At 63.4% G+C, this 23,681-nt stretch carries 27 protein-coding genes; 17 read left to right on the top strand and 10 right to left on the bottom strand.

Annotation, left to right across the window (positions count from 1 at the left end):
- The first annotated feature begins 49 nt into the window (after positions 1 to 49).
- The 3 genes from bcoG (at position 50) to AC2FML_RS03780 (ending at position 3,267) form a co-directional block, all read left to right on the top strand.
- Complete coding sequence (bcoG, locus tag AC2FML_RS03790) at positions 50 to 964, top strand: 3-dehydrocarnitine:acetyl-CoA trimethylamine transferase BcoG (protein WP_093962279.1); 915 nt, start codon at positions 50 to 52, stop codon at positions 962 to 964.
- Between the two features lie 81 nt (positions 965 to 1,045).
- Positions 1,046 to 2,509, top strand: coding sequence for a carnitine 3-dehydrogenase (locus tag AC2FML_RS03785; protein ID WP_496782056.1), 1,464 nt, complete (start codon positions 1,046 to 1,048; stop codon positions 2,507 to 2,509).
- Complete coding sequence (locus AC2FML_RS03780) at positions 2,506 to 3,267, top strand: SDR family oxidoreductase (RefSeq protein WP_170442951.1); 762 nt, start codon at positions 2,506 to 2,508, stop codon at positions 3,265 to 3,267. The genes AC2FML_RS03785 and AC2FML_RS03780 overlap by 4 nt, the downstream gene beginning before the upstream one ends.
- On the opposite strand, the gene AC2FML_RS03775 is transcribed toward AC2FML_RS03780, so the two are convergent.
- Entirely contained in the window at positions 3,264 to 3,446 is a 183-nt protein-coding gene (locus AC2FML_RS03775; protein ID WP_093962276.1) for a hypothetical protein, read from the bottom strand. The genes AC2FML_RS03780 and AC2FML_RS03775 overlap by 4 nt on opposite strands.
- 90 nt (positions 3,447 to 3,536) lie before the next feature.
- Positions 3,537 to 4,403, bottom strand: a complete 867-nt coding sequence (locus AC2FML_RS03770; protein ID WP_170442949.1) for a helix-turn-helix domain-containing protein — start codon at positions 4,401 to 4,403, stop codon at positions 3,537 to 3,539.
- 110 nt (positions 4,404 to 4,513) lie between these two features.
- Between AC2FML_RS03770 and AC2FML_RS03765 the strand changes: the two genes are divergently transcribed.
- The 3 genes from AC2FML_RS03765 to AC2FML_RS03755 are packed head-to-tail and all read left to right on the top strand — an operon-like array spanning position 4,514 to position 6,536.
- Positions 4,514 to 4,717 carry a DUF2061 domain-containing protein gene (locus AC2FML_RS03765; RefSeq protein WP_149774534.1) on the top strand — a complete coding sequence of 68 codons (204 nt, stop codon included), beginning with the start codon at positions 4,514 to 4,516 and terminating at the stop codon, positions 4,715 to 4,717.
- Positions 4,710 to 5,612, top strand: coding sequence for a fatty acid desaturase (locus tag AC2FML_RS03760; RefSeq protein ID WP_496782053.1), 903 nt, complete (start codon positions 4,710 to 4,712; stop codon positions 5,610 to 5,612). The genes AC2FML_RS03765 and AC2FML_RS03760 overlap by 8 nt, the downstream gene beginning before the upstream one ends.
- A gap of 21 nt (positions 5,613 to 5,633) precedes the next feature.
- Positions 5,634 to 6,536 carry an EamA family transporter gene (locus AC2FML_RS03755; protein WP_480753383.1) on the top strand — a complete coding sequence of 301 codons (903 nt, stop codon included), beginning with the start codon at positions 5,634 to 5,636 and terminating at the stop codon, positions 6,534 to 6,536.
- 59 nt (positions 6,537 to 6,595) lie between these two features.
- Here the strand turns inward: AC2FML_RS03755 and AC2FML_RS03750 are convergent, their stop codons facing one another.
- From AC2FML_RS03750 to AC2FML_RS03740, 3 genes are all read right to left on the bottom strand, one after another.
- The gene (locus tag AC2FML_RS03750; RefSeq protein ID WP_496782536.1) at positions 6,596 to 7,984 is read right to left on the bottom strand and encodes a DEAD/DEAH box helicase; all 1,389 of its coding nucleotides are present in this window, start codon (positions 7,982 to 7,984) and stop codon (positions 6,596 to 6,598) included.
- Between the two features lie 185 nt (positions 7,985 to 8,169).
- A complete protein-coding gene (locus AC2FML_RS03745; RefSeq protein WP_496782051.1) occupies positions 8,170 to 9,111 on the bottom strand; it encodes a glycosyltransferase family 2 protein in 942 nt (313 codons plus the stop codon).
- 43 nt (positions 9,112 to 9,154) lie between these two features.
- Positions 9,155 to 10,762: a peptide chain release factor 3 gene (locus AC2FML_RS03740; protein WP_170338819.1), complete on the bottom strand. Its 1,608-nt coding sequence runs from the start codon at positions 10,760 to 10,762 to the stop codon at positions 9,155 to 9,157.
- A 109-nt stretch (positions 10,763 to 10,871) separates the two neighbouring features.
- Here AC2FML_RS03740 and AC2FML_RS03735 point away from each other — a divergent pair, with 109 nt between their 5' ends.
- The 7 genes from AC2FML_RS03735 (at position 10,872) to AC2FML_RS03705 (ending at position 17,144) form a co-directional block, all read left to right on the top strand.
- On the top strand, positions 10,872 to 11,234 hold the full coding sequence (locus AC2FML_RS03735) for a nuclear transport factor 2 family protein (protein ID WP_093962268.1): 363 nt from the start codon (positions 10,872 to 10,874) through the stop codon (positions 11,232 to 11,234).
- Positions 11,235 to 11,309: 75 nt separating this feature from the next.
- Positions 11,310 to 12,089: an SDR family oxidoreductase gene (locus AC2FML_RS03730; RefSeq protein ID WP_496782050.1), complete on the top strand. Its 780-nt coding sequence runs from the start codon at positions 11,310 to 11,312 to the stop codon at positions 12,087 to 12,089.
- Between the two features lie 2 nt (positions 12,090 to 12,091).
- Complete coding sequence (locus tag AC2FML_RS03725; RefSeq protein WP_496782048.1) at positions 12,092 to 13,204, top strand: YhaZ family DNA alkylation repair protein; 1,113 nt, start codon at positions 12,092 to 12,094, stop codon at positions 13,202 to 13,204.
- Between the two features lie 86 nt (positions 13,205 to 13,290).
- Positions 13,291 to 14,376 (top strand): ABC transporter ATP-binding protein, encoded by a 1,086-nt coding sequence (locus AC2FML_RS03720; protein ID WP_170338320.1) that lies wholly within the window; start codon positions 13,291 to 13,293, stop codon positions 14,374 to 14,376.
- A 123-nt stretch (positions 14,377 to 14,499) separates the two neighbouring features.
- Complete coding sequence (gene surE / locus AC2FML_RS03715; RefSeq protein WP_480726261.1) at positions 14,500 to 15,282, top strand: 5'/3'-nucleotidase SurE; 783 nt, start codon at positions 14,500 to 14,502, stop codon at positions 15,280 to 15,282.
- On the top strand, positions 15,279 to 15,929 hold the full coding sequence (locus tag AC2FML_RS03710; protein WP_170338827.1) for a protein-L-isoaspartate(D-aspartate) O-methyltransferase: 651 nt from the start codon (positions 15,279 to 15,281) through the stop codon (positions 15,927 to 15,929). The genes surE and AC2FML_RS03710 overlap by 4 nt, the downstream gene beginning before the upstream one ends.
- Before the next feature lie 63 nt (positions 15,930 to 15,992).
- Positions 15,993 to 17,144 carry a M23 family metallopeptidase gene (locus AC2FML_RS03705; protein WP_170338325.1) on the top strand — a complete coding sequence of 384 codons (1,152 nt, stop codon included), beginning with the start codon at positions 15,993 to 15,995 and terminating at the stop codon, positions 17,142 to 17,144.
- Positions 17,145 to 17,187: 43 nt separating this feature from the next.
- Here the strand turns inward: AC2FML_RS03705 and AC2FML_RS03700 are convergent, their stop codons facing one another.
- Together AC2FML_RS03700 and AC2FML_RS03695 are read right to left on the bottom strand one after the other, a co-directional pair.
- Complete coding sequence (locus tag AC2FML_RS03700; RefSeq protein ID WP_496782045.1) at positions 17,188 to 17,859, bottom strand: helix-turn-helix transcriptional regulator; 672 nt, start codon at positions 17,857 to 17,859, stop codon at positions 17,188 to 17,190.
- Positions 17,860 to 17,880: 21 nt separating this feature from the next.
- Positions 17,881 to 18,186: a hypothetical protein gene (locus AC2FML_RS03695; RefSeq protein WP_149774521.1), complete on the bottom strand. Its 306-nt coding sequence runs from the start codon at positions 18,184 to 18,186 to the stop codon at positions 17,881 to 17,883.
- Between the two features lie 219 nt (positions 18,187 to 18,405).
- Between AC2FML_RS03695 and AC2FML_RS03690 the strand changes: the two genes are divergently transcribed.
- From AC2FML_RS03690 to AC2FML_RS03675, 4 genes are all read left to right on the top strand, one after another.
- Complete coding sequence (locus AC2FML_RS03690) at positions 18,406 to 18,621, top strand: twin-arginine translocase TatA/TatE family subunit (RefSeq protein WP_170338833.1); 216 nt, start codon at positions 18,406 to 18,408, stop codon at positions 18,619 to 18,621.
- A 6-nt stretch (positions 18,622 to 18,627) separates the two neighbouring features.
- A complete protein-coding gene (gene tatB / locus AC2FML_RS03685; RefSeq protein ID WP_170358981.1) occupies positions 18,628 to 19,086 on the top strand; it encodes a Sec-independent protein translocase protein TatB in 459 nt (152 codons plus the stop codon).
- Complete coding sequence (tatC, locus tag AC2FML_RS03680) at positions 19,083 to 19,964, top strand: twin-arginine translocase subunit TatC (RefSeq protein ID WP_170358983.1); 882 nt, start codon at positions 19,083 to 19,085, stop codon at positions 19,962 to 19,964. Before tatB ends, tatC begins: the two co-directional genes overlap by 4 nt.
- Positions 19,965 to 20,079: 115 nt before the next feature.
- Positions 20,080 to 20,922: an ATP-binding protein gene (locus AC2FML_RS03675; RefSeq protein WP_170358984.1), complete on the top strand. Its 843-nt coding sequence runs from the start codon at positions 20,080 to 20,082 to the stop codon at positions 20,920 to 20,922.
- Between the two features lie 57 nt (positions 20,923 to 20,979).
- Here AC2FML_RS03675 and AC2FML_RS03670 read toward each other — a convergent pair whose 3' ends face one another.
- The 3 genes from AC2FML_RS03670 to purF all read right to left on the bottom strand — a co-directional run bounded on the left by AC2FML_RS03670 (position 20,980) and on the right by purF (position 23,563).
- Positions 20,980 to 21,627, bottom strand: a complete 648-nt coding sequence (locus AC2FML_RS03670) for an SDR family NAD(P)-dependent oxidoreductase (RefSeq protein WP_170338841.1) — start codon at positions 21,625 to 21,627, stop codon at positions 20,980 to 20,982.
- A gap of 42 nt (positions 21,628 to 21,669) precedes the next feature.
- Positions 21,670 to 21,918, bottom strand: coding sequence for a hypothetical protein (locus AC2FML_RS03665; protein ID WP_496782043.1), 249 nt, complete (start codon positions 21,916 to 21,918; stop codon positions 21,670 to 21,672).
- 184 nt (positions 21,919 to 22,102) lie between these two features.
- Positions 22,103 to 23,563 carry an amidophosphoribosyltransferase gene (gene purF / locus AC2FML_RS03660; RefSeq protein WP_093962976.1) on the bottom strand — a complete coding sequence of 487 codons (1,461 nt, stop codon included), beginning with the start codon at positions 23,561 to 23,563 and terminating at the stop codon, positions 22,103 to 22,105.
- Between the last annotated feature and the right edge of the window lie 118 nt (positions 23,564 to 23,681).

The raw sequence follows: 23,681 nt of genomic DNA, 5'->3' as shown, positions 1-23,681 counted from the left end.
GCCTGGGGAAAACCCATGGCGAAGCCGTGTATAACTTGGGGATAACACCATGCCTTTGGAAATGAACCGCGAAGTATTCATCACTTGTGCCGTGACCGGCTCGGGTGGGACGCAGGATCGCAGCCCGCATGTGCCGCGTTCGCCCAAGCAGATCGCCGACAGTGCGATCGCGGCCGCCAAGGCCGGGGCGGCAGTGGTGCATTGCCATGTGCGTGACCCCGAAACCGGCGCGCCCAGCCGCCGTCTTGACCTGTATCGCGAGGTGACGGACCGCATCCGCGACGCCGAGGTGGACGTGGTTCTGAACCTGACCGCCGGCATGGGCGGTGACATCGTGTTCGGCGGGGTCGAAGCCCCGTTTCCCGTGGCCGAAGGCACCGACATGATCGGTGCCTCGGAACGCGTGGCCCATGTGGCCGAGTGTCTGCCCGAAATCTGCACGCTGGATTGCGGCACCATGAACTTTGCCGAGGCCGACTATGTGATGACCAACACGCCCGGCGCCTTGCGGGCGATGGGGCAGATGATGACCGATCTGGGCGTGAAGCCCGAGATCGAGGCTTTTGACACCGGCCATCTGTGGTTTGCCAAGCAATTGGTGAAAGAGGGCGTTCTGGCCCCGAATGCGCTGGTGCAGCTGTGCATGGGCGTGCCGTGGGGCGCGCCGGATGACCTGAACACCTTCATGGCGATGGTGAACAACGTGCCCGACGACTGGACCTTCAGCGCGTTCTCGCTGGGGCGGCATCAGATGGCCTATGTGGCGGCCTCGGTTCTGGCGGGCGGCAACGTGCGCGTGGGGCTCGAGGACAACCTGTGGCTGGACAAGGGGGTGCTGGCCGAAAACTGGCAACTGGTCGAGCGCGCCGGAACGATCATCGAGAACATGGGCGCGCGGGTGATCGGGCCGGCCGAGGTGCGCGAGAAGTTGGGGCTGGTCAAACGGGCGCCTGTGGCGTCCTGACGGGCGGGGCTACCCTCACAAAATCTGTCGAACAACGATGGCCCCCGGTGCGGCTTGGACGTTCGGGGCGAAGGAGAGAAGATGAAGACGGCAGCGATCATCGGAGGTGGCGTGATTGGCGGCGGATGGGCCGCGCGGTTTCTGCTGAATGGTTGGGATGTACGGGTGTTCGACCCGGACCCCGAGGCCGAGCGAAAGATCGGCGAGGTCCTGGACAACGCCCGGCGGTCATTGCCCGGGCTGAGCGATGTGCCGCTGCCGCCCGAAGGCGCGTTGAGCTTTCATGCCGACATGGCCGACGCGGTGCAGGGGGCAACGTGGATCCAGGAGAGCGTGCCCGAGCGGCTGGATCTGAAGTTGAAGGTTTACAAGGGGCTGCAGGAGGCCTGTGATCCGGGGGCGATCATCGGATCCTCGACCAGCGGGTTCAAACCCTCCGAGCTGCAGGAAGGCGCGCTGCGGCCCGAACAGATCGTGGTGACGCACCCGTTCAACCCGGTCTATCTGCTGCCGCTGGTCGAATTGGTGCCCTCGGCCGTCAACCCGCCTGAACAGGTCGGGCAGGCCAAGGACGTGTTGCGCTCGGTCGGTTTTTTCCCGCTGCAGGTCCGCAAGGAGATCGACGCGCATATCGCCGACCGGTTCCTCGAGGCCGTCTGGCGCGAGGCGCTGTGGCTGGTCAAGGACGGCGTGGCCACGACCGAGGAGGTGGACGAGGCGATCCGGATGGGCTTTGGCATCCGCTGGGCGCAGATGGGCCTGTTCGAGACCTATCGCGTGGCCGGGGGCGAGGCCGGGATGCGGCACTTCATGGCCCAGTTCGGCCCGGCGCTGAAATGGCCCTGGACCAAGCTGATGGATGTGCCCGAGTTCACCGATGATTTGGTCGACATGATCGCCGACCAGTCGGACGCGCAATCGGGGATGCACTCGATCCGCGAGTTGGAGCGCATTCGTGACAACAATCTGGTGGGCATGATGCGGGCGCTGAAGGCGCGCGACTGGGGCGCGGGGGCAGTGCTGAACCAGCATGACGCGCTGCTTAAGTCGGGTGCCCTGCCGACGCTGGAACAGGCGGATCTGAGCCAGCCGATCCTGACGCTGGCCCGCGCGGTGCCGCTCGACTGGACCGATTACAACGGTCACATGAACGAGGCGCGGTATCTCGAGGCCTTTGCCGCAGCGACCGACCGTTTCATGGAGATCATCGGCTGCGATGCCGACTACATCGCCTCGGGCGGTAGCTATTTCACGGCTGAAAATCACATCCGGTATCTGGACGAGGCCCATGCCGGGGCGAAAATCGAGGTGCGCACGCAGATGATGTTGGGGCAGGGCAAGAAGCTGCACCTGTTCCACAGCATGTTCGAGGGCGACAAACTGCTGGCCACGGGCGAGAGCTTTCTGCTGCATGTCAGCCTGGAAACCCGTCGGCCCTGTGCGCCGTCGCCGCAGATCGAAGCCGCAATGGCCCGCATCGCCGAAGCGCAGGCCGGGTTGCCCTATCCCGAGGGCGCAGGGGCGGCCATCCGCAAACAGTCATGACCGGTCGGGTTCTGATCACTGCCGGTGCCTCGGGCGTCGGGCGCGCGATGGCCGAGGCGTTCGACGCCGCGGGCGCGCAGGTCTGGGTGGCGGACGTGGACTTCGAGGCGCTTCAGGCCTGCCCGGATCACTGGGGGCGGTCGCAGGCCGATGTGTCGGATGAGGCCGCCGTCGCAGCGCTGTTCTCCGAAATCGCGGCGCAGTGGGGCGGTTTGGATGTTCTGTGCGCGAATGCGGGTATCGCGGGGCCGACCGCATTGGTCGAAGATGTGGCGCTAAGAGATTGGCAAAAATGTATTTCCGTCAATCTGGACGGGGCGTTTCTGTGCGCGAAATACGCGGCGCCGATGCTCAAACGGCAGGGGCGAGGCGTGGTGCTGATCACATCCTCGACCGCCGGGCAGTACGGCTATCCCAATCGCGCGCCCTATGCGGCGGCGAAATGGGCGGTGATCGGGTTGGGCAAGACCCTGGCGATGGAGCTGGGGCCGCACGGCGTGCGCTGCAACGTCATCTGCCCCGGCGCGGTGGAAGGCCCTCGGATGGAGGGCGTGCTGCAGCGCGAAGCGGCCGCCAAGGGCATGACCCGCGATCAGGTCTATCGGGGCTATGCGGCGGGTACTTCAATGGGCCGCTTCGTCGAAGCGCATGACATTGCCGCCATGGCGGTGTTCCTGGCCTCGGATGCGGCACGGTTGGTGTCGGGGCAGGTCATCGCCGTCGATGGGCATACCGTTAACCCCGACCCCAAGCTTTAGCCCTGGTTTGGGCCGCGCATCTGGCGGATCGAGGCGCGGACGGCCTGCCAGTTCTGTGCCTCTTCCACGTTTCCTGCGGCTTCGAATTCGCGGGCTTTTTGGGCGGCTTCGGCCTCGGCCTTGTCGCCATGCGCCGAATACAGGGCGCGCGCGTATTGAGCGGTTTTGAGAGCGTCCATTCCTGATATCCTCCTTTGGGTCGGATCGTTCGGATTTTCGCGCACCTCAATATAGGGGATCAGGTGGGAAATTGCACCCGTGGACTGGCGTTACCCGGCCGAAATGGCCGCGCGCAGCTGGCGAAGATGGGTCGGAAAATGCCGGGCAGTAAGATCAGCTTCGCGGACCAAGGTATCGAAATGGCGCGTAAAAACCTCGATTCTGTCCCGGTCGCGGAAGGCCATGTAATGGCTGCCGGCATAGAACACGCAGAGCAGCGGACCAAAGATGGTGACCGGCGCGGAATAGAGCCGCTTGGCATCGAACAGGTAGATGCGCATGCGCGGATACAGCTGCTCGCACAGCTCCAGCATGTGATCGATCTGGTCCAGCCGCTCATTCAGGGGCAGCCCGTCATAATAGCCGGTGCCATGGGCAAAGCTGTGAATCTCATACAGCGGCATGGCGATTTCATAGTCCGACTGGGCACCGCGCATCCAGGTCAGGCGGTCCTCGGAGGCGCCGATGGCCTGGTCAGCGGTTCGGCCCAGATGCGGCGCGTATTCCCATTCCAGCACGGCGCGGGTTTTCAGCATGTCGGGCAGGGTGGCCGGAACATAGCGGATCTTGTAGCCCGCGGCCTGCTGGTGCCATTCAAATATGCGTTCGTCCACCAGCGCGCGGGGGGCCTCGGTCATGGTCAGCGAACTGGCCAGCAACTCGGCCGCGCTCTCGGGTCGGTCCGACAGGCTGAGCAGCCAATCCGCCGACACCCCCAGAGCCGAGGCGCAGCTGCCCACCACATGGGCGTTGGGCAGGCGCGCGCCCGTATCGGTCAGCAACTGGGACACGGTCGAGCGATCGACCCCGACGGTGCGCGCCAGCGCGCTTTGGCTCATCTTCCGCTGGTCCATCGCGCGGGCCAGGCGCAGGCGGAACTGCGCGGCGCGGTCTCGTTTGTCGAAATTTTCCTGCATGTGATGATAAATATCACGGTCGCTGAGATTTGTTAATCATATTCGGAATTCTCGACAGGGCCGGCGGCAGGTAACGCTTATGTGAAAACCAAAAAAGACTGGGGACCGGAATGGAAACGCGGCGAAGATCTGTCGTGAAGGCAATCATTTGGAATGCGATGGGCCTTGCGGTCATGACCGTGGTGGGGCTGATCGCCACCGGCTCGGCCGCCGTCGGAGGCGTATTGGCGGTGGTGAACACGGCCATCGGGCTGACGCTCTACGTGATTTACGAACGCATCTGGGCCGGAATTTCTTGGGGGCGGCATGGCTGAGCCGACCACCCCAAAATCCCCCGAATGGCCGACCTTTGCCCTGATCGTAGCCTGCTATGCCCTTTGGCTGATTGCGATTTTCGGCGTGGCGGCGTGGTCGCTGTGGCTGGCGGTGCCGATGATGGGTGTCGTCGCGGCGCTGCATTCTTCACTGACGCATGAAGCGCTGCACGGCCACCCGTTCCGTGCAAAGTCGTTGAACGAGGCGCTGATGGCGCTGCCGCTGACCCTGTTCATCCCCTACAACCGCTTCCGCGATCTGCATCTGGCGCACCATCAGGATGCCAACCTGACCGACCCCTATGACGATCCGGAGTCCAACTATCTGGACCCGGCGGTCTGGATCAGGCTGCCGCGGTGGCAGCGGTGGGTCTATCAGGCGAACAACACGCTGTTGGGGCGCATGGCGCTGGGTCCGATCATCGGCCAGTTGGCTTTTCTGCGCGACGACTGGCGCGGTGCGGTGCGCGGGGACCGCGACATCTGGCTAGCCTGGGCTTTCCATCTGCTCGGCGTGGCGGTGGTTCTGTGGGTCGTGGCGCAATCAGCGATGCCGGTCTGGGCCTTTGTCCTTTCGGCCTATCTGGGACTTGCGCTGGTCAAGATCCGCACCTTTCTGGAACACCGCGCGCACGAAAAGTCGCGCGCCCGCACGGTGATTGTCGAAGACCGAGGGCCGCTTGCCTTTCTGTTTCTGAACAACAACTTGCACGTCGTTCATCACATGAACCCGGCGGCGCCATGGTATCGGTTGCCCGCGCTCTATCGCCGAGGGAAAGAGCGCTATCTGGCCTGCAACGAGGCCTATGTCTATCGCTCGTACGGGCAGGTTTTCCGGCAGTATATCTGGCGCGCCAAGGATCCGGTGGCGCATCCGCTCTGGCCAAAACCTTGATTTGACGACAGAAGGGAAGCCATGAGTTTGTGGATTCCCGTAACCTTGGCCGCCGCCACCTTTCAGACGGTGCGCTTCATGCTGCAGAAATCGCTGAGCAGCGTGAAGCTGTCGGCGACCGGCGCGACCTTTGCGCGCTTTGCCTACTCGATGCCTCTGGTGCTGCTGGGTCTGGCAGGAGCGATCCGGCTCAGCGGTCTGCCGCTGCCGGCGCTGCCGCCTCTGTTCTGGCTTTATGCCGCCATCGGCGGGCTGTCCCAGATCCTTGCCACGATCTGCGTCGTGGCGCTGTTCAAACAGCGCAACTTTGCCGTCGGCATCACCTTCAAGAAAACCGAGGTGATCCAGACCGCAATCGTCGGTTTCGTCGTGCTGGGCGACCGGGTTTCAACCGGTGCGTTCGGGGCCATCCTGCTGGGGCTGCTGGCGGTTCTCCTGTTGTCGAAAACACCGGGCGGCAGTGGGGCGTGGTGGCGTCACCTAACCAACCGCGCCTCGCAACTGGGGTTGGGATCGGGCGTCTTGTTCGCCTTTTCTGCGGTCAGTTATCGCGGCGCGTCGCTGCAACTGGGCGATGGCGAGGCCTGGTTCCGGGCGCTGGTGACGCTGGCGGTCGTGGTCTCGATCCAGTTCCTGTCGATGGCGCTGTGGCTGGTTTGGCGCGACCGGGCCGAGCTGCGCGCGGTGTGGGACACGCGGCGCACCGGCGTCTTCGTCGGGCTGACCAGCCTCGGCGGATCGTTCTGCTGGTTCTGGGCCTTCAGCCTGCAGAACGCGGCCTACGTCAAAGCGCTGGGGCAGGTGGAGCTGATTTTCAGCCTCATGGCCTCGGTCCTGGTCTTCCGCGAGACGGTGACCCGGCGCGAGATTGCGGGGATGGTCCTGCTGGGCCTCTCGATCCTGATCCTGGTCGCCGCGATCTGAGATGCAAAAAGGCGCGCGGAGGCCCGTGCGCCTTCTGAACTTTTTGCCATGCAGGCGGGTCAGCCCGCGCGGCGTTCGTCAAAGCTGAGTGCGATGAAGCTGGGCAAGTGATCGCCCATGCCGACGACGGCCGGACCGCCATCGTCACGACGTCCACGGCCTTTGCCACGCTTTTCCATGGCAGGTTTGTCGTTCGACGCGGCGTCCTTGGCGGGCTTGTCCTTCTTGACCTCGTCCTTGCGGGTCGAGGCGCGCGATTTCTTTTCGGGCTTTTTGTCCTCGGCCTCGGCCGGTTCGGCCTGAACCGGGTTGTCCAGACGCGGGATTTCCTTCTGGATCAGTTTCTCGATCGCATCCAGCGCCTTTTCATCGCGGGCCGAGCAGATGGTGATCGCCTTGCCCTCGCGCCCGGCGCGGCCGGTGCGGCCGATGCGGTGCACATAGTCCTCGGGGTGACTGGGCACGTCGAAGTTGAACACATGGCTGACCGACGGAATGTCGAGCCCGCGCGCGGCCACGTCAGACGCCACCAGCAAACGTACCGAGCCGTCGCGGAACCCGTCCAGCGTCTTCATCCGCTGCGACTGGTCCAGATCGCCGTGGATCGGTGCGGCGTTGTAGCCGTATTTCTTGAGCGATTTCGCGGTGATGTCCACATCGGTCTTGCGGTTGCAGAAGATGATGGCGTTGGTGCATTTGTCACCTTCGGCATCGATCAGTGCGCGCAGGACCTTGCGCTTGGTGCTGCCCTCGCGGTCGCGGCGGCCGCCTTTGACCATCACGACACCCTGTTCGATGGTCTCGGACGCGGTGGCCTGACGGGCCACTTCGATCCGGGCCGGGGCGGACAGGAACGTGTCGGTGATCCGCTCGATCTCGGGCGCCATGGTGGCCGAGAAAAACAGCGTTTGCCGGGTAAAGGGCGTCAGCGAGAAGATGCGTTCGATATCGGGAATGAACCCCATGTCCAGCATCCGGTCAGCCTCGTCCACGACCATGATCTGCACGCCGGTCAGCAGCAGCTTGCCACGTTCGAAATGGTCCAGCAGACGGCCGGGCGTGGCGATCAGCACGTCGACGCCGCGGTCGATCAGGGCCTCTTGTTCCTTGAAGCTGACGCCGCCGATCAGCAGCGCTTTGGTCAGCTTCAGATGCTTAGTGTAGGTGTCGAAGTTTTCCGCCACCTGCGCCGCCAGTTCCCGCGTCGGGCACAACACCAGCGAACGCGGCATCCGCGCCCGGGCGCGGCCGCGCGCCAGCAGAGTGATCATCGGCAGGGTAAAGCTGGCGGTCTTGCCAGTGCCGGTCTGGGCGATGCCCAGAACGTCTCGCCCTTCCAGCGCCGGTGGGATGGCGCCTTCCTGGATCGGGGTCGGGGTTTCGTAGCCGGCTTCCTCAATAGCTTTGAGGACCTTGGGGTTCAGGTTCAGATCGTTGAATTTCGTCATGTATGTCCGGTTCATGCGGACACTGACCTGGCCCGCGCGTATGAAAAATGCCGGGCCCGGATGGCCATGCGCACCATGCGCGTTTCGGCTTGGATGCGGACATAACAAAAAGGTGTGGCAGGGTCAAATGAAGACAGTTTCATCTATACCGCTACATCGCGTCACTGGCGATTTCGTGCAACAATTCAGCAGCTTCCGGGAAAGTGTTTCTGCAGCTTTTCCTCAAGATCAAGCGGTCGGTGCTTGATGAGGCCCCGTTCCTGCAGGCGCGCGCGAACCTGCGGGTCGGTGGCGCTGAGTTCGTCAAAGAACTTGCGCAGACCTTGCTCGCCTTCTTCGGCCTCGATCCAACTGAGCAGTTCGTTCATGTTCAACCCGCCCCGATCGCGATGTACGTTCGGAGCCATGCCGGGCTGGTACGAGCCGCGTTCCAGTCGAAACCGATAGTGTGACCACCAATGCTCCCAATCCGGGGCGTGGCGGTGGCACAGGTCGATCTGCGGCATCTCGGTCTTGCAGGGCAAGATGACCTTGTTCTGAAACAGATTGTGGATGCGGTAATTGAGGTTCTCCATCCCTGTGCGCACGAACAGCTTGCCCTGTACGTGACTCAGAAAGCCGCCCAGAACGAAGGCGCCGTAGTTTGGATAGATCGTTTCGACAAGCGCTTCGCGTTCGGGGCCCTGGGGGATGAACGCTTTGTAGAGATCGTTACCGCAGGCCAGGGCCTCGATCGGACGAACCCGAACCGCGTGCACCGTTTCGGGCACTTCGCCCAGCAAGTCCGCGATGGGGGCCGTGGGCCACAGGAACTCGTCCACATCGATATGCGCCAGCCAATCGAGATCGGTGTGGCGATAGGTAAAGGTCGCATGAACGGTCTGGCGGACCTGGTGGCGCTCGGGCTTGTCCCGTTTGCGCGCCGCCCAGAACGTATCGTCGCAGATGCGGACGGTCACCTTGGGGTGGCGGCGCAGGGGGCGAAAAGCCCGCCGGTTGGGCTCATCAAGGTAGAGGTAGAGGTGATCCGCGCCCAGATCCAGGTGGTAGGCCGCAAAACTCAGAATGTCGCGGGCCGATCCACGCACCGTCGAGACGATGCCCCAGCTCGGCCCGGCTGCGGTCATGCGATGACGGCCTCTGTTGCTTTGGCGGGGGGCGGGGTCAGCATCAGGTCATCATTTCCTTGGTCGCGGTGAGCGTCAGTTTGGGATAATCGCGCACCACGCGGTCGATGTCCCATTGCAGGCGGGTGAGATAGACGATGTCGCCATCGTGATCGAGGGCAATGTGCTGCTTGTTCGCATTGACGAACTTCTCGACCTCAGCCTTGTCGCCCGACACCCAGCGCGCACTGGTGAATTGCGAGGCCTCGAACCGCACCGGCAGGCCGTATTCCAGCTCGATCCGGCTGGCCAGCACCTCGAACTGCAGCGCGCCCACCACGCCGACGATAAAGCCCGAGCCGATCGAGGGTTTGAACACCTTGGCCGCGCCTTCCTCGGCAAACTGCATCAGCGCCTTTTCCAGGTGCTTGGCCTTCATCGGATCGCCCGCGCGCACGCCCTGCAACAGCTCGGGCGCGAAGGATGGAATTCCGGTAACGCGGATCGCCTCGCCCTCGGTCAGAGTGTCACCGATGCGCAGCTGGCCGTGGTTGGGGATGCCGATGATATCGCCGGCCCATGCCTCGTCGGCCAGTTCCCGGTCAGAGGCCAGAAACAGAACCGGGTTCGTGATCGCCATGGGCTTCTTGCTGCGCACATGGGTCAGCTTCATGCCGCGCTTGAAGTGGCCGCTGGCCATGCGGACAAAGGCCACCCGGTCGCGGTGCTTGGGGTCCATGTTGGCCTGCACCTTGAAGACAAAGCCCGCCACCTTTTTCTCGTCCGGCGAAATCTGGCGCGGTTCGGCCGATTGCACCTGCGGCTGCGGTCCATAGGCACCGATGCCTTCCATCAGTTCCTTGACGCCGAACGAGTTGATGGCCGAGCCGAACCAGATCGGGGTCATGTGGCCTTCAAGCACCGCCTGCGGGTCCAGCGCAGGCAGCAATTCGCGCGCCATCTCGACCTCTTCCAGCAGCTTGTCCAGCAGTTCTGCGGGCACATGCTCGGCCAGTTTGGGGTCGTCCAGCCCGTTGATCTCGATGCTTTCGGCCACCTTGTTGCGGTCGGCGCGGTCCATGAGTTCCAACCGGTCACGCAGCATGTCGTAGCAGCCGATGAAATCGCGCCCCACGCCGATGGGCCAGCTGGCCGGGGTCACGTCGATGGCCAGCATTTCCTGGATCTCGTCGATGATTTCGAACGTATCGCGGCTCTCACGGTCCATCTTGTTACAGAAGGTCAGAATCGGCAGGTCGCGCAGGCGGCAGACCTCGAACAGCTTCTGCGTCTGGCTTTCCACACCTTTCGCGCCGTCGATCACCATGACGGCCGCGTCAACGGCGGTCAGCGTGCGATAGGTGTCCTCGGAAAAGTCCGAGTGGCCGGGCGTGTCCACCAGGTTGAACCGGTAGGGGCCATAGTCAAACGACATGGCCGAGGCCGAGACCGAGATCCCTCGGTCCTTTTCCATTTGCATGAAGTCCGAGCGCGTACGCCGTGCCTCGCCTTTGGCGCGCACCTGTCCGGCCATCTGGATAGCACCCCCATACAGAAGGAACTTTTCGGTCAGGGTCGTCTTGCCCGCATCCGGGTGCGAGATGATGGCAAAGGTCCGGCGCCGCGCGATCTCGGGCGGCAGGGTGGGTTGGTTCGAGGCGGTATCAAGCATGAAGGCGCGTATAGGCGGGGAATCCTGCCGAGGCAAGACAAAGGGGGTGGTTCGAATCAGGTGGATATGCCAATAAGAACATATAGTGAACAAATAATGGAGTGGATCAATGAATTTGAAAGAAATCGCCCAGGAACTAGTGGCGGGTTGCCGCGAAAACCGCGCCAAGGAGAATCTGGACAAGTTGTATGCAGCCGATGCCGTCTCGGTCGAGGCGATGGACATGCAGGGCATGGGCCGCGAGACCCACGGCATCGAGGGCATCCGCGGCAAGCATGATTGGTGGGAAAGCGCGCACGAGGTCTCGGGCGCGTCGGTCAGCGACCCGTTCCTGCATGGTGAAAACAGCTTTGCCGTGATTTTTGAAGTGCAGGGCAAGGTGAAGGAAAGCGGTGAAGCTTTCGACATGCGCGAGGTCGGCGTCTATCACGTGGTCAACGGCAAGATCGTGCGGGAAGAGTTCTTCTACTGATTTGCCGACGCCAATCTGGTCTTCCCTGTCTGGCCGGTGCTAGACATGCGGGTAACAAATGACAGGGGGGATCACATGGATCTGGGACTACAAGGAAAACGCGCGCTGGTCTGTGCCAGCAGCAAGGGCTTGGGGCTGGGCTGCGCCGAGGCGCTGGCCGCCGAGGGTGTCGATTTGGTGATGAACGCACGTGGGCCTGACGCGCTGGAGGCGCAGGCCGACCGGTTGCGCGCCGATTACGGTGTCGAGGTGCAGACGGTCGCCTGCGACGTGACCACGCCCGAAGGCCAGGCGCAGGTGATCGAGGCCGCGCAGGGCGTTGATATCCTTGTGACAAACGCCGGTGGTCCGCCGCCGGGCCTGTGGTCCGACTGGGATCGCGACGATTTCGTCAAGGCGCTGGATGCCAACATGCTGACGCCGATCGCCTTCATGAAGGCGCTGTTGCCGTCAATGATGGACAAGGGTTGGGGCCGGGTGGTGAACATCACCTCGCAATCTGTGCGGGCGCCCATCGCGGTGCTGGGCCTGTCGAACGCTGCGCGCACGGGGCTGACCGGCTATGTGGCCGGAACCGCGCGGCAGGTTGCGCCCTACGGCGTGACCATCAACAACCTGTTGCCCGGCATTCATGCCACCGACCGGGCGGACTCGCTGGATGCCGGGGTTTCGGCGCAGAAGGGCATCTCGCTGGACGAGGCACGGGCCGAGCGCGCGGCCACGATCCCGGCGCGGCGCTATGGCACGCGGCAGGAATTCGGCGCGACCTGCGCGTTTCTGTGCTCGCAACATGCAGGGTTCATCGTGGGGCAGAACATCCTGCTGGATGGTGGCGCGACCAACCTGACGATGTGACCGTGGCGCAGGGGTTTTCGCTGAAGGATCAGCTGTTCAACGCGGAAAAGGCCCGTTACCTGGCCGGCCTGTTCACGCAGGCCGACCCCGGTTTTGACGGTGAGTCGTTCGAGGCTCGGGTCATGTCGCGCCTACCGGAGCTGGAGCTGAAGCAGCGGATCGCGTGGATTGCCGATTGTTTGCAGACGGCCTTTCCCGGCGCGCTGCCCGACGTGGCCCCGGTGATCCTTCGGGCGTTGCCACCGCCTCTGGACCCGTCCCTGAGTGATGACGATTTCGGTGACTTCATCTTTGCCCCATTGGGCGAGTGGGTGGCGCAGGTCGGCGCGGACCATCCCGAAATGGCGCTGGATGTCCTTGCAGAGCTGACCCAGCGGTTTTCGATGGAATGGGCGATCCGGCCTTTTCTGAACAGCCATCCCGATCTGGTGCTGGACCGGATGCAGGACTGGTGCGGGCATTCCAGCTATCACGTCCGGCGGCTGGTCTCCGAAGGCACGCGCCCACGGCTGCCCTGGGGGCAGGCGGTCGGGCTGGACCTGTCTGACCCGCTGCCGCTGCTGGATCGGTTGCACTCGGATCCGACGCGTTATGTCATACGGTCGGTGGCGAACCATCTCAACGACATCACCAAGAAAGACCCCGACTTGGCATTGAACCGCCTGAAGGCGTGGCATGCCTCGGGCGCGCAAGACAGCGACGAGATGCGGTGGATCACCGCACATGCGCTGCGCGGGCTGGTCAAGTCCGGCCATGGCGGGGCGATGGCGCTGCTGGGTTATGATCCCGACGCACCGCTAGAGGTGAATGTTGAGGTGATTGGCGAGGCCCGCATCGGCGGGGTTCTGGAGTTCGCCGTCTCGGTATCAGGCCCCGGTGATCATCCGGTCTTGATTGACTATATCGTGCATTTTCAGCGACCTGGCGGGAAAATCTCACCTAAGGTTCACAAGCTCAAGCAGGCCAATCTGTCAGATGGCCGCCTGCGGCTGAGCAAGCGTCACAAACTCAAGGGCGACGCCACCACGTTTAGGCTGGTTCCGGGGCCGCACAGGCTTGAGATTCAGGTCAACGGCAAGGTCCGCGCGGGCGTGCCGTTCGAGCTGTTGACCTAGCGCCTCTCTTGCGCCCGATGGGCGGGGTTGTTATCCCGGCGCAAGCCCGATGAATTTGATCGGGAAAAGGCAATTGGGGTCCGTCGGTGGCAATCAACACAGCTCCTCCGCGATTGGAAATCCGCAATCTGGTCTGTCGGTTCGGCGGGCGCACGGTGGTGGATGATGTCTCGCTGACCGTTCAGGCGGGGCAGGTGACCTGTCTGCTGGGCCCGTCGGGGTGCGGCAAATCCACTACGTTGCGGATGATTGCCGGCGTCGAAATGCAGGACTCGGGCGAAATCTACGTCGATGGCAAGTTGGTCTGTGACACGGTGTTCAGGGTGCCGCCGGAACGTCGCGAGATCGGACTGATGTTCCAGGATTTCGCTTTGTTTCCGCACCTCAGCGTGGCCGACAACGTGGCTTTTGGCCTGAAGGGGGCCAAAGAGCAAAAACGGGAACGTGTCGAAGAGTTGCTGAGAAAGGTCGACCTGATCCGCCATATCGACGGGTTTCCGCATCAACTGTCAGGGGGCGAGCAGCAGCGGGTCGCGCTGGCCCGAGCGTTGGCGCCGCGTCCGCGGATCATGCTGATGGACGAGCCGTTTTCTGGCCTCGACAACCGTCTGCGCGACGGCATCCGCGACGAGACCCTCGCCATCCTCAAGGAAGAGGACGCCGCCGTGCTGCTGGTCACGCACGAGCCCGAAGAAGCGATGCGCATGGCCGACGAGATTGCACTGATGCGCCGCGGCAAGATCGTGCAGCAGGGCGCGCCCTACAATGTCTACACCCGACCCGTAGACAAGGCTGCCGTGGCATTTTTTAGTGATGTCAATGTGTTGCAGTCCCAGGTGAATGGAGCATTGGCGCAAACGCCATTTGGTCAATTCCTGGCGCCGGGCGTTCCCGATGGCACGGACGTCGAAATCGTTTTCCGCCCTCAGCATGTGCGGCTGGACTTTGATCGCAATGGCAAGGGACCGCTGCCGACGGCGACCGATGGCGTTGCAGCCCGCGGCGTGGTCGAGCGCGCTCGCTTTCTGGGCAACGAAAGTCTGATCGAGTTTCGGATGGACTATGACGGTTCGATCCTCAAGGCGACCGTCCCGAACGTGTTCGTGCCCAATCCGGGCCGGGTGATGTGGTTGACCATCCGGCGGGATCGCTGCTTCGTTTTTCCAGCCTAGACGCTGCAGCAGGTCGATTTCCCGGCGAGTGGTGCGCGAATGCCGCAGAATGCGCCGGGGCATCGCTTGCCGCATCCTTTGGGGCCGTCTATCAAGGGCGAAACGCGGGGGCACAGGCAGGCAATGCGCATACTTCTGACAAATGACGACGGGATCAACGCCCCGGGCCTGATCGCGCTCGAGGCGATTGCCGCGGATGTGGCCGGCCCGGATGGTGAGGTCTGGATCGTGGCTCCGGCTTTCGAACAGTCAGGGGTCGGGCATTGCATCAGCTATACCCATCCCATGATGGTCGCCAAACTGGGCGAGCGTCGTTACGCGGCCGAAGGGTCGCCGGCCGACTGCGTACTGGCCGGGCTTCATGACGTGATGAAGGACGCGCGACCTGATCTGGTTCTTTCTGGTGTGAACCGGGGCAACAATTCGGCCGAGAACACTTTGTATTCTGGCACGATCGGCGGCGCGATGGAGGCGGCACTCCAGGGCATTCCGGCGATCGCCTTGTCGCAGTATTTTGGTCCGCGCAATCTTGGGTTGGACGACCCGTTCGAGGCCGCCACGCGGTTCGGAGCGGACCTGGTACGACGCATTCTTGAGGCCGATCCGCCCGCGCAGGAAGACTACCGCCTGTTTTACAACGTAAATTTCCCTCCGGTGCCTGCCGATGAAGTTCTTGGCACCCGCGTGGCGCGTCAGGGCTTCCGACGCGACACGCACTTTGGGGTGGAACCGCACAGCTCGCCCTCGGGTCGCCGTTTCCTGTGGATCAAGGGGGGCTATCAGCACAACCCGACGGCTCCGGGAACGGATGCTGCGGCGAACCTGGACGGCTATATCTCGGTCACGCCGATGCGGGCCGACCTGACCGCCGATGACGCGCTGGAGGCGTTGAAGACGATCGAATGACCGGACTGGACCCCGAAACCAAGATGCAGTTCCTGTTCGCCCTGCGGTCGCGCGGGGTGACGGATGCGCGTGTTCTTGACGCGATGGAGCAGATCGACCGCGGCAAGTTCGTGCGGGGCCTGTTCGCCGAGCGTGCCTACGAGGACACGCCACTGCCGATTGCATGCGGCCAGACGATCAGCCAGCCCTCGGTCGTAGGTCTGATGACGCAGGCGCTGCAGGTCACGCCGCGCGACAAGGTGCTCGAGGTGGGGACGGGTTCGGGGTATCAGGCTGCGGTGCTGTCCAAGCTGGCGCGGCGGGTCTACACCGTGGAACGCCACAAGCGTCTGGTACGCGAAACCGGAGAGCTGTTTCGAGAGTTGGGGCTGACGAATATCACGGCGATGCTGTCGGATGGATCTTTCGGGTTGCCCGAACAGGCTCCTTTTGACCGCATCATCGTCACCGCCGCGGCCGAGGACCCGCCGGGCCCGCTCTTGGCGCAGCTCAAAATCGGCGGTATCATGGTCTTGCCCGTTGGGCAGTCGGATGCGGTTCAGACCCTGATACGGGTCACCAGAACCGAGACCGGGCTGGAATATGACGAACTGTTGCCTGTTCGGTTCGTGCCCTTGCTGGAAGGGCTTGGAAAGGACGAGGCGTAACGTAGGTTTAGGAATTGGGCGCCAGAACCCCGGCAAACAGGGGCAGGTGTTGAGGACAGTGATATGAGAGCAGTTTCCAAGTCAGTCTTGGGTCGTGGAACAACGGCGATGGTTGCCGCGCTGGTGCTTGCCGGTTGCGAAGGCCCGCTGGATTACGACCTGCGCGGTCAGGTCGGCGGTTTTTCGACCACTCCGGCCGCACAATCAGCCACCACGAACCGACCGGCGCCGGACAGCCGTGGCGTGATCACCTATCCGACATATCAGGTTGCCGTCGCGCAACGGGGTGACAACGTCGCCGCCGTGGCTGCGCGGGTCGGTCTGCCCGAGGCCGAGCTGGCCCGGTTCAACGGTCTCAAGCCCACCGACCAGCTGCGCGAGGGCGAGGTGCTGGCCTTGCCACGGTCCGTCGGCGCCGGAGCGGGGAACGTCGATATCGCCTCGATTGCCACGACCGCGATTGATCAGGCGCCGGACACGGGCGGCGTGCGGGTCACGAACCTTGAGCCGGCCAAACCGGCACCCGTCACCTCGACGGACGAGCCGATCCGGCACAAGGTCAAGCGGGGTGAGACGGCCTATACCATTTCGCGCCTGTATCAGGTTCCGGTCGATGCGCTGGCTGAATGGAACGGTTTGGGTTCGGACTTCGCCGTGCGCGAAGGGCAGTTTCTGCTGATCCCCGTCAAGAATCAGGCTGCACCGCGCCAAGCTGCCGCCGCAGCGCCCACGGCGACCACCGAACCGGGGCAGGGATCGCCCACCCCGACGCCGCCCAGTGCAACGCAGCCGTTGCCGGACGAAAAAGTTGCGCCGTTGACGCCCGCTCCGGACGTGACGGCCGAGGCCCCGACGAATTCCAGCTCGTCAGCCTTGGCTCTGCCGGTAACTGGCAAGATCATTCGCCCTTATGCCAAGGGCAAGAACGAAGGGATCGACATCGCCGGTTCGCCCGGTGCATCGGTCAAGGCGGCCGAAGCCGGTACCGTGGCGGCCATTACGGCGGATGCGGATCAGATCCCGATCATCGTCGTCAAGCACACCAACGATTTGCTGACGGTCTACGCGAATGTCGAGAACATCTCGGTCAAGAAGGGCGACCGGGTCAGCCGCGGCCAGAGCATTGCCAAGCTGCGCGGGGGTGAGAACGCCTATGTGCACTTCGAGGTACGCAAAGGGTTCGAGTCCGTCGACCCCGAAACCTATCTGCGCTGAGGGTCTGAGCGCCGTTCCAAGTAGCCTTGCGCGAAAAACGGGATCAGGCGGTCGGGTTGTAGTCAGCCAGCCGCTTTCCGGGCTCGTCCGCAAATATCTCGGGCAGCGGTGTGACGCTTTCGATCAGGTCGATGCGGAACACGCGGAAGGCGTCGCGCAGCTCGCACCAGGCGGTCAGGGTCCAGACCCGGCCCCAGTATTCCATGTGCAGGGGGCGGATCGTACGTTCGGTCAGGGTTCCGTCGATGCGCCGGTAGGTCAGCCGCAGTTTCTGGCGCGATTTGATGGCCGCCCGGATCGGCGCCATGTGCGCCAGCCCGCGCGCGGCATCGGCAAAGGGGTAGACGGCGAATTTCCATGCATCCGCCTCGGCCACCACCTGGGTGGGCAGTACCGCGTCGATCTTGGCGGCCAGCGCCTCGGCGGCGGCCTTCAGGTCGGGGTCGGCGGCCTCGGCCACGATCGCCATGCCGAGGTTCAGGGCCTCAAGCTCGGCCGGGGTGAGGTTCAGCGGGGGCAGGGTGATCTGCTCGCGCACCATGTAGCCCACGCCGCGTTCACCCTCGACCGGGACGCCCGACGCCACCAGCGTGTCCATGTCGCGATAGATGGTGCGGACCGAAACCTCGAGCCAGTCCGCGATGTCCTGCGCGCGGTGCAGTTTGCCGTCGCGCAGGATCTGGATGATGTCGAACAGGCGGTCAGTGCGGCGCATGACACGCCGTCCGGACCGCGATCAGGCGGTCATGTTCCATAGCACTTTCTCGTGACGCATCTGGATGCTGGCGGGGTCGATGGCCGCCATCAGACCGGCGGCAAAATCCTGCTGCGGGAACTGCGCGGCGGCGTCCTGTGCGGCCTTCATGTCGGTCCAGATGACATAATCGGTCCAGCGGCCATCCTCGCCCTGGCTCAGCTGTCGGTGGGCAAAGCCCGGGGCCGCGCGCACGAAGGCCTCGGTCGTCTGGCTGAGCCTGACGAACTCCTCCGGCGTGGTGCCATCGGCGAGGGTGAAGGTGACGATTTCAGCAACATGGGTCATGTGAGTCTCCGTTGACCAGGTTTCGATGCCCTGTTCCTAGTCGCCTGCAACTGACATAAACCTGTCAGTAGAGAATTGCCAGCCCGCAAAAAGCGCCCGAGCGACCCGGATTTGAACGCGGATTTGACTTGCGTCACTTTTTTCGGCTGCCCGGTGGGCGTAGACAGGCTTCCAGATCACATTCCCGGCGCGACGCGCCGACGTAGAAGGAGAAGAGACATGCTCAACAATATCGGCCTTCCCGGCCTGCTGCTGATCGCCGTCGTGGTGCTGGTGCTGTTCGGCCGCGGCAAGATCAGCTCGTTGATGGGTGAAGTGGGCAAGGGCATCACCGCATTCAAGAAAGGCGTCAAGGACGGTACCGAAGAGATCGAACAAGACGCGTCCGAGCTGGCCAAGGATGTCACGCCCGAGTCCGACAAAGACAAGGTCTAATCGCCCATGTTTGATCTGGGCTGGACCGAACTTCTGGTCATCGGCATCGTTGCCCTGATCGTCGTGGGGCCCAAGGACCTGCCGGTCCTGTTCCGCAATGTCGGACGGTTCGTCGGCAAGGCCCGCGGCATGGCGCGCGAGTTCTCAAGCGCCATGAACGAGGCGGCCGACCAGGCGGGCGTGAATGACATAAAGAAAGGACTGGACGCGGCCACCAACCCGGTGGGCAGTGCGATGGACGGCGTCAAGCAGGCGGCCCAGGACATGGCCAAGAGCATGGACCCGACCAAGTTCGACCCCGATAGCGAAACCGGCAAACTGGCCGCTGAGCGCGCCGAGCAGGCCAAGAAGATCCAGGCCTCAACCGCCCGTGCGGCTGCCGAGCGCAAAGCGAAAGAAGCCGCCGAGGCCCTGGCCAAGGCTGAAGAGGCCGAAGCCGCGCTGAGAACCGAAGGCAAGACATGAGCAAGACCGACGAGATCGAAGATACCTCGGCCCCCCTGATCGAGCATCTGGCCGAGCTGCGCACGCGGCTGATCCACAGCGTCGTGGCATTTTTGATCGGTATGATCATCTGTTTCACGGTTGCCACGCCGATCTTCAACTTTCTGACCCAGCCCCTGTGCGATGTTCTGTCCGAGCGGGGACAGGACTGCGACCTGATCTTCATTTCGCCGCAGGAGGGCTTCTTCGTGGCGATCAAGGTCTCGCTCTTGGGCGGGTTCATTCTGGCCTTTCCGTATATCGGTATGCAGATGTGGCGGTTCGTGGCGCCGGGGCTCTATCGATCCGAGAAGAACGCCTTCCTGCCGTTCCTGCTGGCCTCGCCCTTCATGTTCCTGCTGGGCGCGAGCTTTGCCTTTTACGTGGTCACGCCGCTGGCCTATGACTTCTTCCTTGGGTTCCAGCAATTCGGGGCCGAGGGTGAGGCCTTAGCGGATGGTGCCACTGCGCCGCTGAGCGTGGTTTTCCAGGGTTCGGCACAGGAATACCTGAACCTGACGATCAAGTTCATCGTGGCCTTTGGCCTGTGTTTCCAGCTGCCGGTTCTGTTGACCCTGATGGGCAAGGCCGGGCTGGTCAGCGCCGAAGGCTTGGGCGCGGTGCGCAAATATGCCGTGGTGGGCATTCTGGTTCTGGCCGCAGTGGTGACCCCGCCGGACGTGATCACCCAGATCATCCTGTTCGTCGTGGTCTATGGCCTGTACGAGATCTCGATCTTCCTGGTGGCCCGGGTCGAGCGGAAGCGTGAAGAACAGCTGCGGGCCGAAGGCTACTATGACGATGAAGAAGCCGCCGATGATGCGATGATGGACGAGTTTGACGCAGAAGACGGCAAATAAACCCGAGCAGTAAATGGGGAAGGGCGTGCCTTGGCGGGTGCGCCCTTTCTTCATCCGGGTCTTGTTGGCGGCCCGTGAACGTGGTTGAAATCGGCCGCAAGACTTCGGAGGACCCATGGACGACCAAGCCCTGAACCGCATCGCCGACGCCTTGGAGCGCATGGCCCCGGCGCCGTTGGCCGCGCCCGATTTCTCGGCCGCGCCCGCCTTTGTCTGGCACATCGGGCCCGACCGGCTTGAACCGGTGCACAATGTCAACCGCGTCGATCTGGATCTGCTGGTGGGCATCAACCGGTCGCGCGATACGCTGCTGGACAACACGCGCCGCTTCGCTGCCGGGTACAAGGCCAACAACGCGCTGTTGTGGGGTGCCCGCGGCATGGGCAAGTCCAGTTTGGTCAAGGCGGTGCATGGGACCCTTCAGCCCGAGTTTCCCGACCTGAAGCTGGTCGAACTTCAGCGCGAGGACATGGGCTCGGTCGCGCGGTTGCTGAACCACCTGCGCGCCGCACCTTACCGGTTCATCCTGTTCTGCGATGACCTGTCGTTCAGCCATGACGACCAGCACTACAAATCGCTGAAGGCCGTGCTGGACGGCGGGATCGAGGGCCGGCCCGAAAACGTGGTGTTCTATGCCACGTCAAACCGCCGCCACCTGATGCCGCGTGACATGATCGAGAACGAACGCTCAAGCGCGATCAACCCGTCCGAGGCGGTCGAGGAAAAGGTTTCGCTGTCCGACCGGTTCGGCCTGTGGCTGGGGTTCCACCCCTGCGATCAGGACGAATACCTTGCGATGATCGACCGGTATTGCGCGGCCTATGGCGTCAGCGTCGATGCCGACGTACTGCGGGCCGAGGCGATCGAATGGCAGGCCACGCGCGGCGCGCGTTCGGGCCGGGTGGCGTGGCAGTTCTTTGTCGATCTGGCGGGCCGGCAGGGCGTTCACATCGAATGAAAACGGCGCCCGCTTGGGGCGCCGCAACATCTTTCCCGTCGATCTGACCGAAAGGTCTCAGCCCAGCATGGACAGCAGGCGCGCTGCCTCGTCCGAGGGGCTGGCCAGCTTCGACCGGTCCTCACCGGGGAAGAAACGCGCGCGCAGGGCTGTGGCCATCGGCCTGGGCTGCAACACATGAACCTTCGGCCCGGTGCGCACGGTTTCGGCGGCCCAGCTGCGCGCCATGGCGATCTGCGCGGCCTTGGTTGCGCCGTAGGTGGCGCAGAACTTCTCGCCGGCACGCGGGTCGTCAAAGAATACGGCCTGTCCAGCCTCACCCAGCAAGGGCGCGACATAGGGGATCAGCACCGAAGTTGCCGAGGCGTTCACGTCCACGGACTTTTGCCAATCCTTGGGGTCGATGAAATTTGCGGGCGTCAGCGGCGCGGTGTGGATGGCCGTATGCAGCCACAGGTCCAGCTTGCCCCAGCGGTCATGGATGCCCCGGCAGAGCGTGGCCATGGCATTGGGGTCGGCGATGTCCATCGGCGCCAGGGTGGCCGCGCCCCCTTTGGCCTTGATGCGGTCATCCAGGTCTTCCAGCCCGCCGGTGGTGCGGGCAACGGCGACGATGTGATACTCGGGCGCCAGCGCCTCGGCCAGTGCGGCACCAAGGCCGCGCGACGCGCCGGTAACAAGTGCGATTTTGGTCTGATCGGTCATGCGCGGGGTTTGAACCCAAGCGCGCAGCCCGTCAAGCCCGGATCAGCTTCCGGGGATGGCGATGCGCTGGGTCCGGCCGCTTTGTCGCAGCATGATGCCGTCTTTGTCGATGGCCACGATCGTGCCCGAACCAAAGCGGCTGCCTGTCTTGACCTCTTTCACCCGTCCAGACGATGAGCGCATCAGGGCGCGCATGTCGTTCTGCGGGCCAAAGACGCCCAGGACGGTCGTACCATTCTTGCTGAGCGCGCCCTTTTGGGTGGCCGCGCTCTCGACTCTGGGATTTGCCATGTGAACTGGCCGGCCCGGTGGCCCGGCCTCCGTGTGATTGCGTGAGTGAGCAGCCGGTTGGCTAACAGAGCCAAAGGGGAAGGAAAAGCCGGTGCAGCAGGTTTCGGCCATGTTTCGCCACGCCGATCCGGCCTATGAAAAAAGGGGCCCTGCGGCCCCTTTGAGAAGTCTCTGAATTCCGGCCTTATTCGGCCGCCGGTTGCATCTTGAACCCTTGTTCAACCATGTCCGCCGGAGTGACGGGATACTCGCCCGAGAAGCATGCATCGCAGTATTGCGGGCAGTCCTTGCTGCGGCCCTGCGATTCGCCGACCGCCCGGTACAGCCCGTCCAGCGAGATGAACTTGAGGCTGTCGACCGCCAGATGCTTGGTCATTTCTTCCTCGGTCATCGTGGCGGCCAGCAGCTTTTCGCGCTGTGGCGTATCCACGCCGTAGAAACAGGGCCAGGCCGTGGGCGGCGAGGCGATGCGGAAATGCACCTCTTTCGCGCCGGCATCCAGGATCATTTCCTTGATCTTGCGGCTGGTCGTGCCGCGCACGACCGAGTCGTCGACCAGTATCACCCGCTTGCCCTCGATCAGGGCGCGGTTCACGTTCAGCTTGAGCCGCACGCCCATGTTGCGGATCTGTTCGGTGGGTTCGATGAAGGTGCGGCCCATGTATTGGTTGCGGATGATCCCCATCGCATAGGGGATGCCCGACTCCAGCGAGTACCCAATGGCCGCGGGCGTGCCGCTGTCTGGCACGGGGCAGACCAGATCCGCCTCGACGGGGCTTTCCTTGGCCAGCTCGCGCCCGATGGCTTCGCGTGTCTCATAGACCGAGCGTCCACCCAGAATCGAGTCTGGGCGCGAGAAGTAGACATGCTCGAAGATACAGAACTTGCTGGGTTGCCGGCGGAACGGGAAGTGGCTCTCAACACCGTTCTGGGCATTGATCACAACCATTTCGCCGGGTTCGATCTCGCGCAGGAATTCGGCACCGATGATGTCCAGGGCACAAGTTTCCGAGGCCAGGCACCAGCCATCGCCGATTTTGCCCAATACCAGCGGGCGCACACCCAGAGGATCGCGGACGCCGATCAGCTTGGTGCGGGTCATGGCGACCACCGAGAAGGCGCCCTCGACCCGGCGCAGCGCGTCCTCCATCCGTTCGGGGATGTTGCGCTGTAGCGAGCGGGCCATCAGGTGGATGATGCATTCGCTGTCGGACGAGCTTTGGAAGATCGAGCCGCGCTCGATCAGCTCGCGCCGCAGGGCATTGGCGTTCGTGATGTTGCCATTGTGCGCAATCGCGGCGCCGCCCATCGAAAACTCGCCGAAGAATGGCTGTACGTCACGGATGGCGGTCTGGCCCTTGGACCCGGCCGTGGAATAGCGCACATGGCCGATCCCGATCGGCCCGGGCAGGCTTTCCATCACGTCGGACGAGGTGAAATTGTCGCGCACATAGCCAAATCGACGGGCCGAGTTGAAGCCGAGTTCAGGATCATGGGTGACGATCCCGCCGGCTTCCTGCCCGCGGTGCTGCAGGGCATGCAGACCAAGAGCAACGAAATTGGCGGCATCCTTGACGCCGACGACCCCGAAAATCCCGCATTCCTCGCGGAGCTTGTCATCATCGAACGGGTGGGCGGGGGGCATCTGCGGGCTATGCAAGACAGGCAGCTCCGATTCCATGGCGAGTTGGCCCTCACATAATGCCTAATGCCCCCCATGTCACCAAAGGATCATAATTCGTTTTGCCGCAGGCCGGGTTTCT

The sequence above is a fragment of the Ruegeria sp. BHSC029 genome (genome assembly GCF_059613085.1).
The sequence above is the reverse complement of the archived record's forward strand: the minus strand, read 5'-3'. Positions and strand labels throughout refer to the sequence as shown.

What these genes read in the sequence shown, in the direction of transcription:
- bcoG (WP_093962279.1), top strand. Translation starts at nt 50, where the DNA reads ATGCCTTTGGAAATGAACCGCGAAGTATTCATCACTTGTGCCGTGACC.
- purF (WP_093962976.1), bottom strand. Translation starts at nt 23,563, where the DNA reads ATGCCCCCCGCCCACCCGTTCGATGATGACAAGCTCCGCGAGGAATGC.
- AC2FML_RS03770 (WP_170442949.1), bottom strand. Translation starts at nt 4,403, where the DNA reads ATGCAGGAAAATTTCGACAAACGAGACCGCGCCGCGCAGTTCCGCCTG.
- AC2FML_RS03785 (WP_496782056.1), top strand. Translation starts at nt 1,046, where the DNA reads ATGAAGACGGCAGCGATCATCGGAGGTGGCGTGATTGGCGGCGGATGG.
- AC2FML_RS03675 (WP_170358984.1), top strand. Translation starts at nt 20,080, where the DNA reads ATGGACGACCAAGCCCTGAACCGCATCGCCGACGCCTTGGAGCGCATG.
- AC2FML_RS03740 (WP_170338819.1), bottom strand. Translation starts at nt 10,762, where the DNA reads ATGCTTGATACCGCCTCGAACCAACCCACCCTGCCGCCCGAGATCGCG.
- AC2FML_RS03690 (WP_170338833.1), top strand. Translation starts at nt 18,406, where the DNA reads ATGCTCAACAATATCGGCCTTCCCGGCCTGCTGCTGATCGCCGTCGTG.
- AC2FML_RS03665 (WP_496782043.1), bottom strand. Translation starts at nt 21,918, where the DNA reads ATGGCAAATCCCAGAGTCGAGAGCGCGGCCACCCAAAAGGGCGCGCTC.
- tatC (WP_170358983.1), top strand. Translation starts at nt 19,083, where the DNA reads ATGAGCAAGACCGACGAGATCGAAGATACCTCGGCCCCCCTGATCGAG.
- AC2FML_RS03765 (WP_149774534.1), top strand. Translation starts at nt 4,514, where the DNA reads ATGGAAACGCGGCGAAGATCTGTCGTGAAGGCAATCATTTGGAATGCG.
- AC2FML_RS03750 (WP_496782536.1), bottom strand. Translation starts at nt 7,984, where the DNA reads ATGACGAAATTCAACGATCTGAACCTGAACCCCAAGGTCCTCAAAGCT.
- AC2FML_RS03745 (WP_496782051.1), bottom strand. Translation starts at nt 9,111, where the DNA reads ATGACCGCAGCCGGGCCGAGCTGGGGCATCGTCTCGACGGTGCGTGGA.
- AC2FML_RS03730 (WP_496782050.1), top strand. Translation starts at nt 11,310, where the DNA reads ATGGATCTGGGACTACAAGGAAAACGCGCGCTGGTCTGTGCCAGCAGC.
- AC2FML_RS03755 (WP_480753383.1), top strand. Translation starts at nt 5,634, where the DNA reads ATGAGTTTGTGGATTCCCGTAACCTTGGCCGCCGCCACCTTTCAGACG.
- AC2FML_RS03735 (WP_093962268.1), top strand. Translation starts at nt 10,872, where the DNA reads ATGAATTTGAAAGAAATCGCCCAGGAACTAGTGGCGGGTTGCCGCGAA.
- AC2FML_RS03760 (WP_496782053.1), top strand. Translation starts at nt 4,710, where the DNA reads ATGGCTGAGCCGACCACCCCAAAATCCCCCGAATGGCCGACCTTTGCC.
- AC2FML_RS03780 (WP_170442951.1), top strand. Translation starts at nt 2,506, where the DNA reads ATGACCGGTCGGGTTCTGATCACTGCCGGTGCCTCGGGCGTCGGGCGC.
- AC2FML_RS03775 (WP_093962276.1), bottom strand. Translation starts at nt 3,446, where the DNA reads ATGGACGCTCTCAAAACCGCTCAATACGCGCGCGCCCTGTATTCGGCG.
- AC2FML_RS03710 (WP_170338827.1), top strand. Translation starts at nt 15,279, where the DNA reads ATGACCGGACTGGACCCCGAAACCAAGATGCAGTTCCTGTTCGCCCTG.
- AC2FML_RS03705 (WP_170338325.1), top strand. Translation starts at nt 15,993, where the DNA reads ATGAGAGCAGTTTCCAAGTCAGTCTTGGGTCGTGGAACAACGGCGATG.
- AC2FML_RS03695 (WP_149774521.1), bottom strand. Translation starts at nt 18,186, where the DNA reads ATGACCCATGTTGCTGAAATCGTCACCTTCACCCTCGCCGATGGCACC.
- tatB (WP_170358981.1), top strand. Translation starts at nt 18,628, where the DNA reads ATGTTTGATCTGGGCTGGACCGAACTTCTGGTCATCGGCATCGTTGCC.
- AC2FML_RS03670 (WP_170338841.1), bottom strand. Translation starts at nt 21,627, where the DNA reads ATGACCGATCAGACCAAAATCGCACTTGTTACCGGCGCGTCGCGCGGC.
- AC2FML_RS03700 (WP_496782045.1), bottom strand. Translation starts at nt 17,859, where the DNA reads ATGCGCCGCACTGACCGCCTGTTCGACATCATCCAGATCCTGCGCGAC.
- surE (WP_480726261.1), top strand. Translation starts at nt 14,500, where the DNA reads ATGCGCATACTTCTGACAAATGACGACGGGATCAACGCCCCGGGCCTG.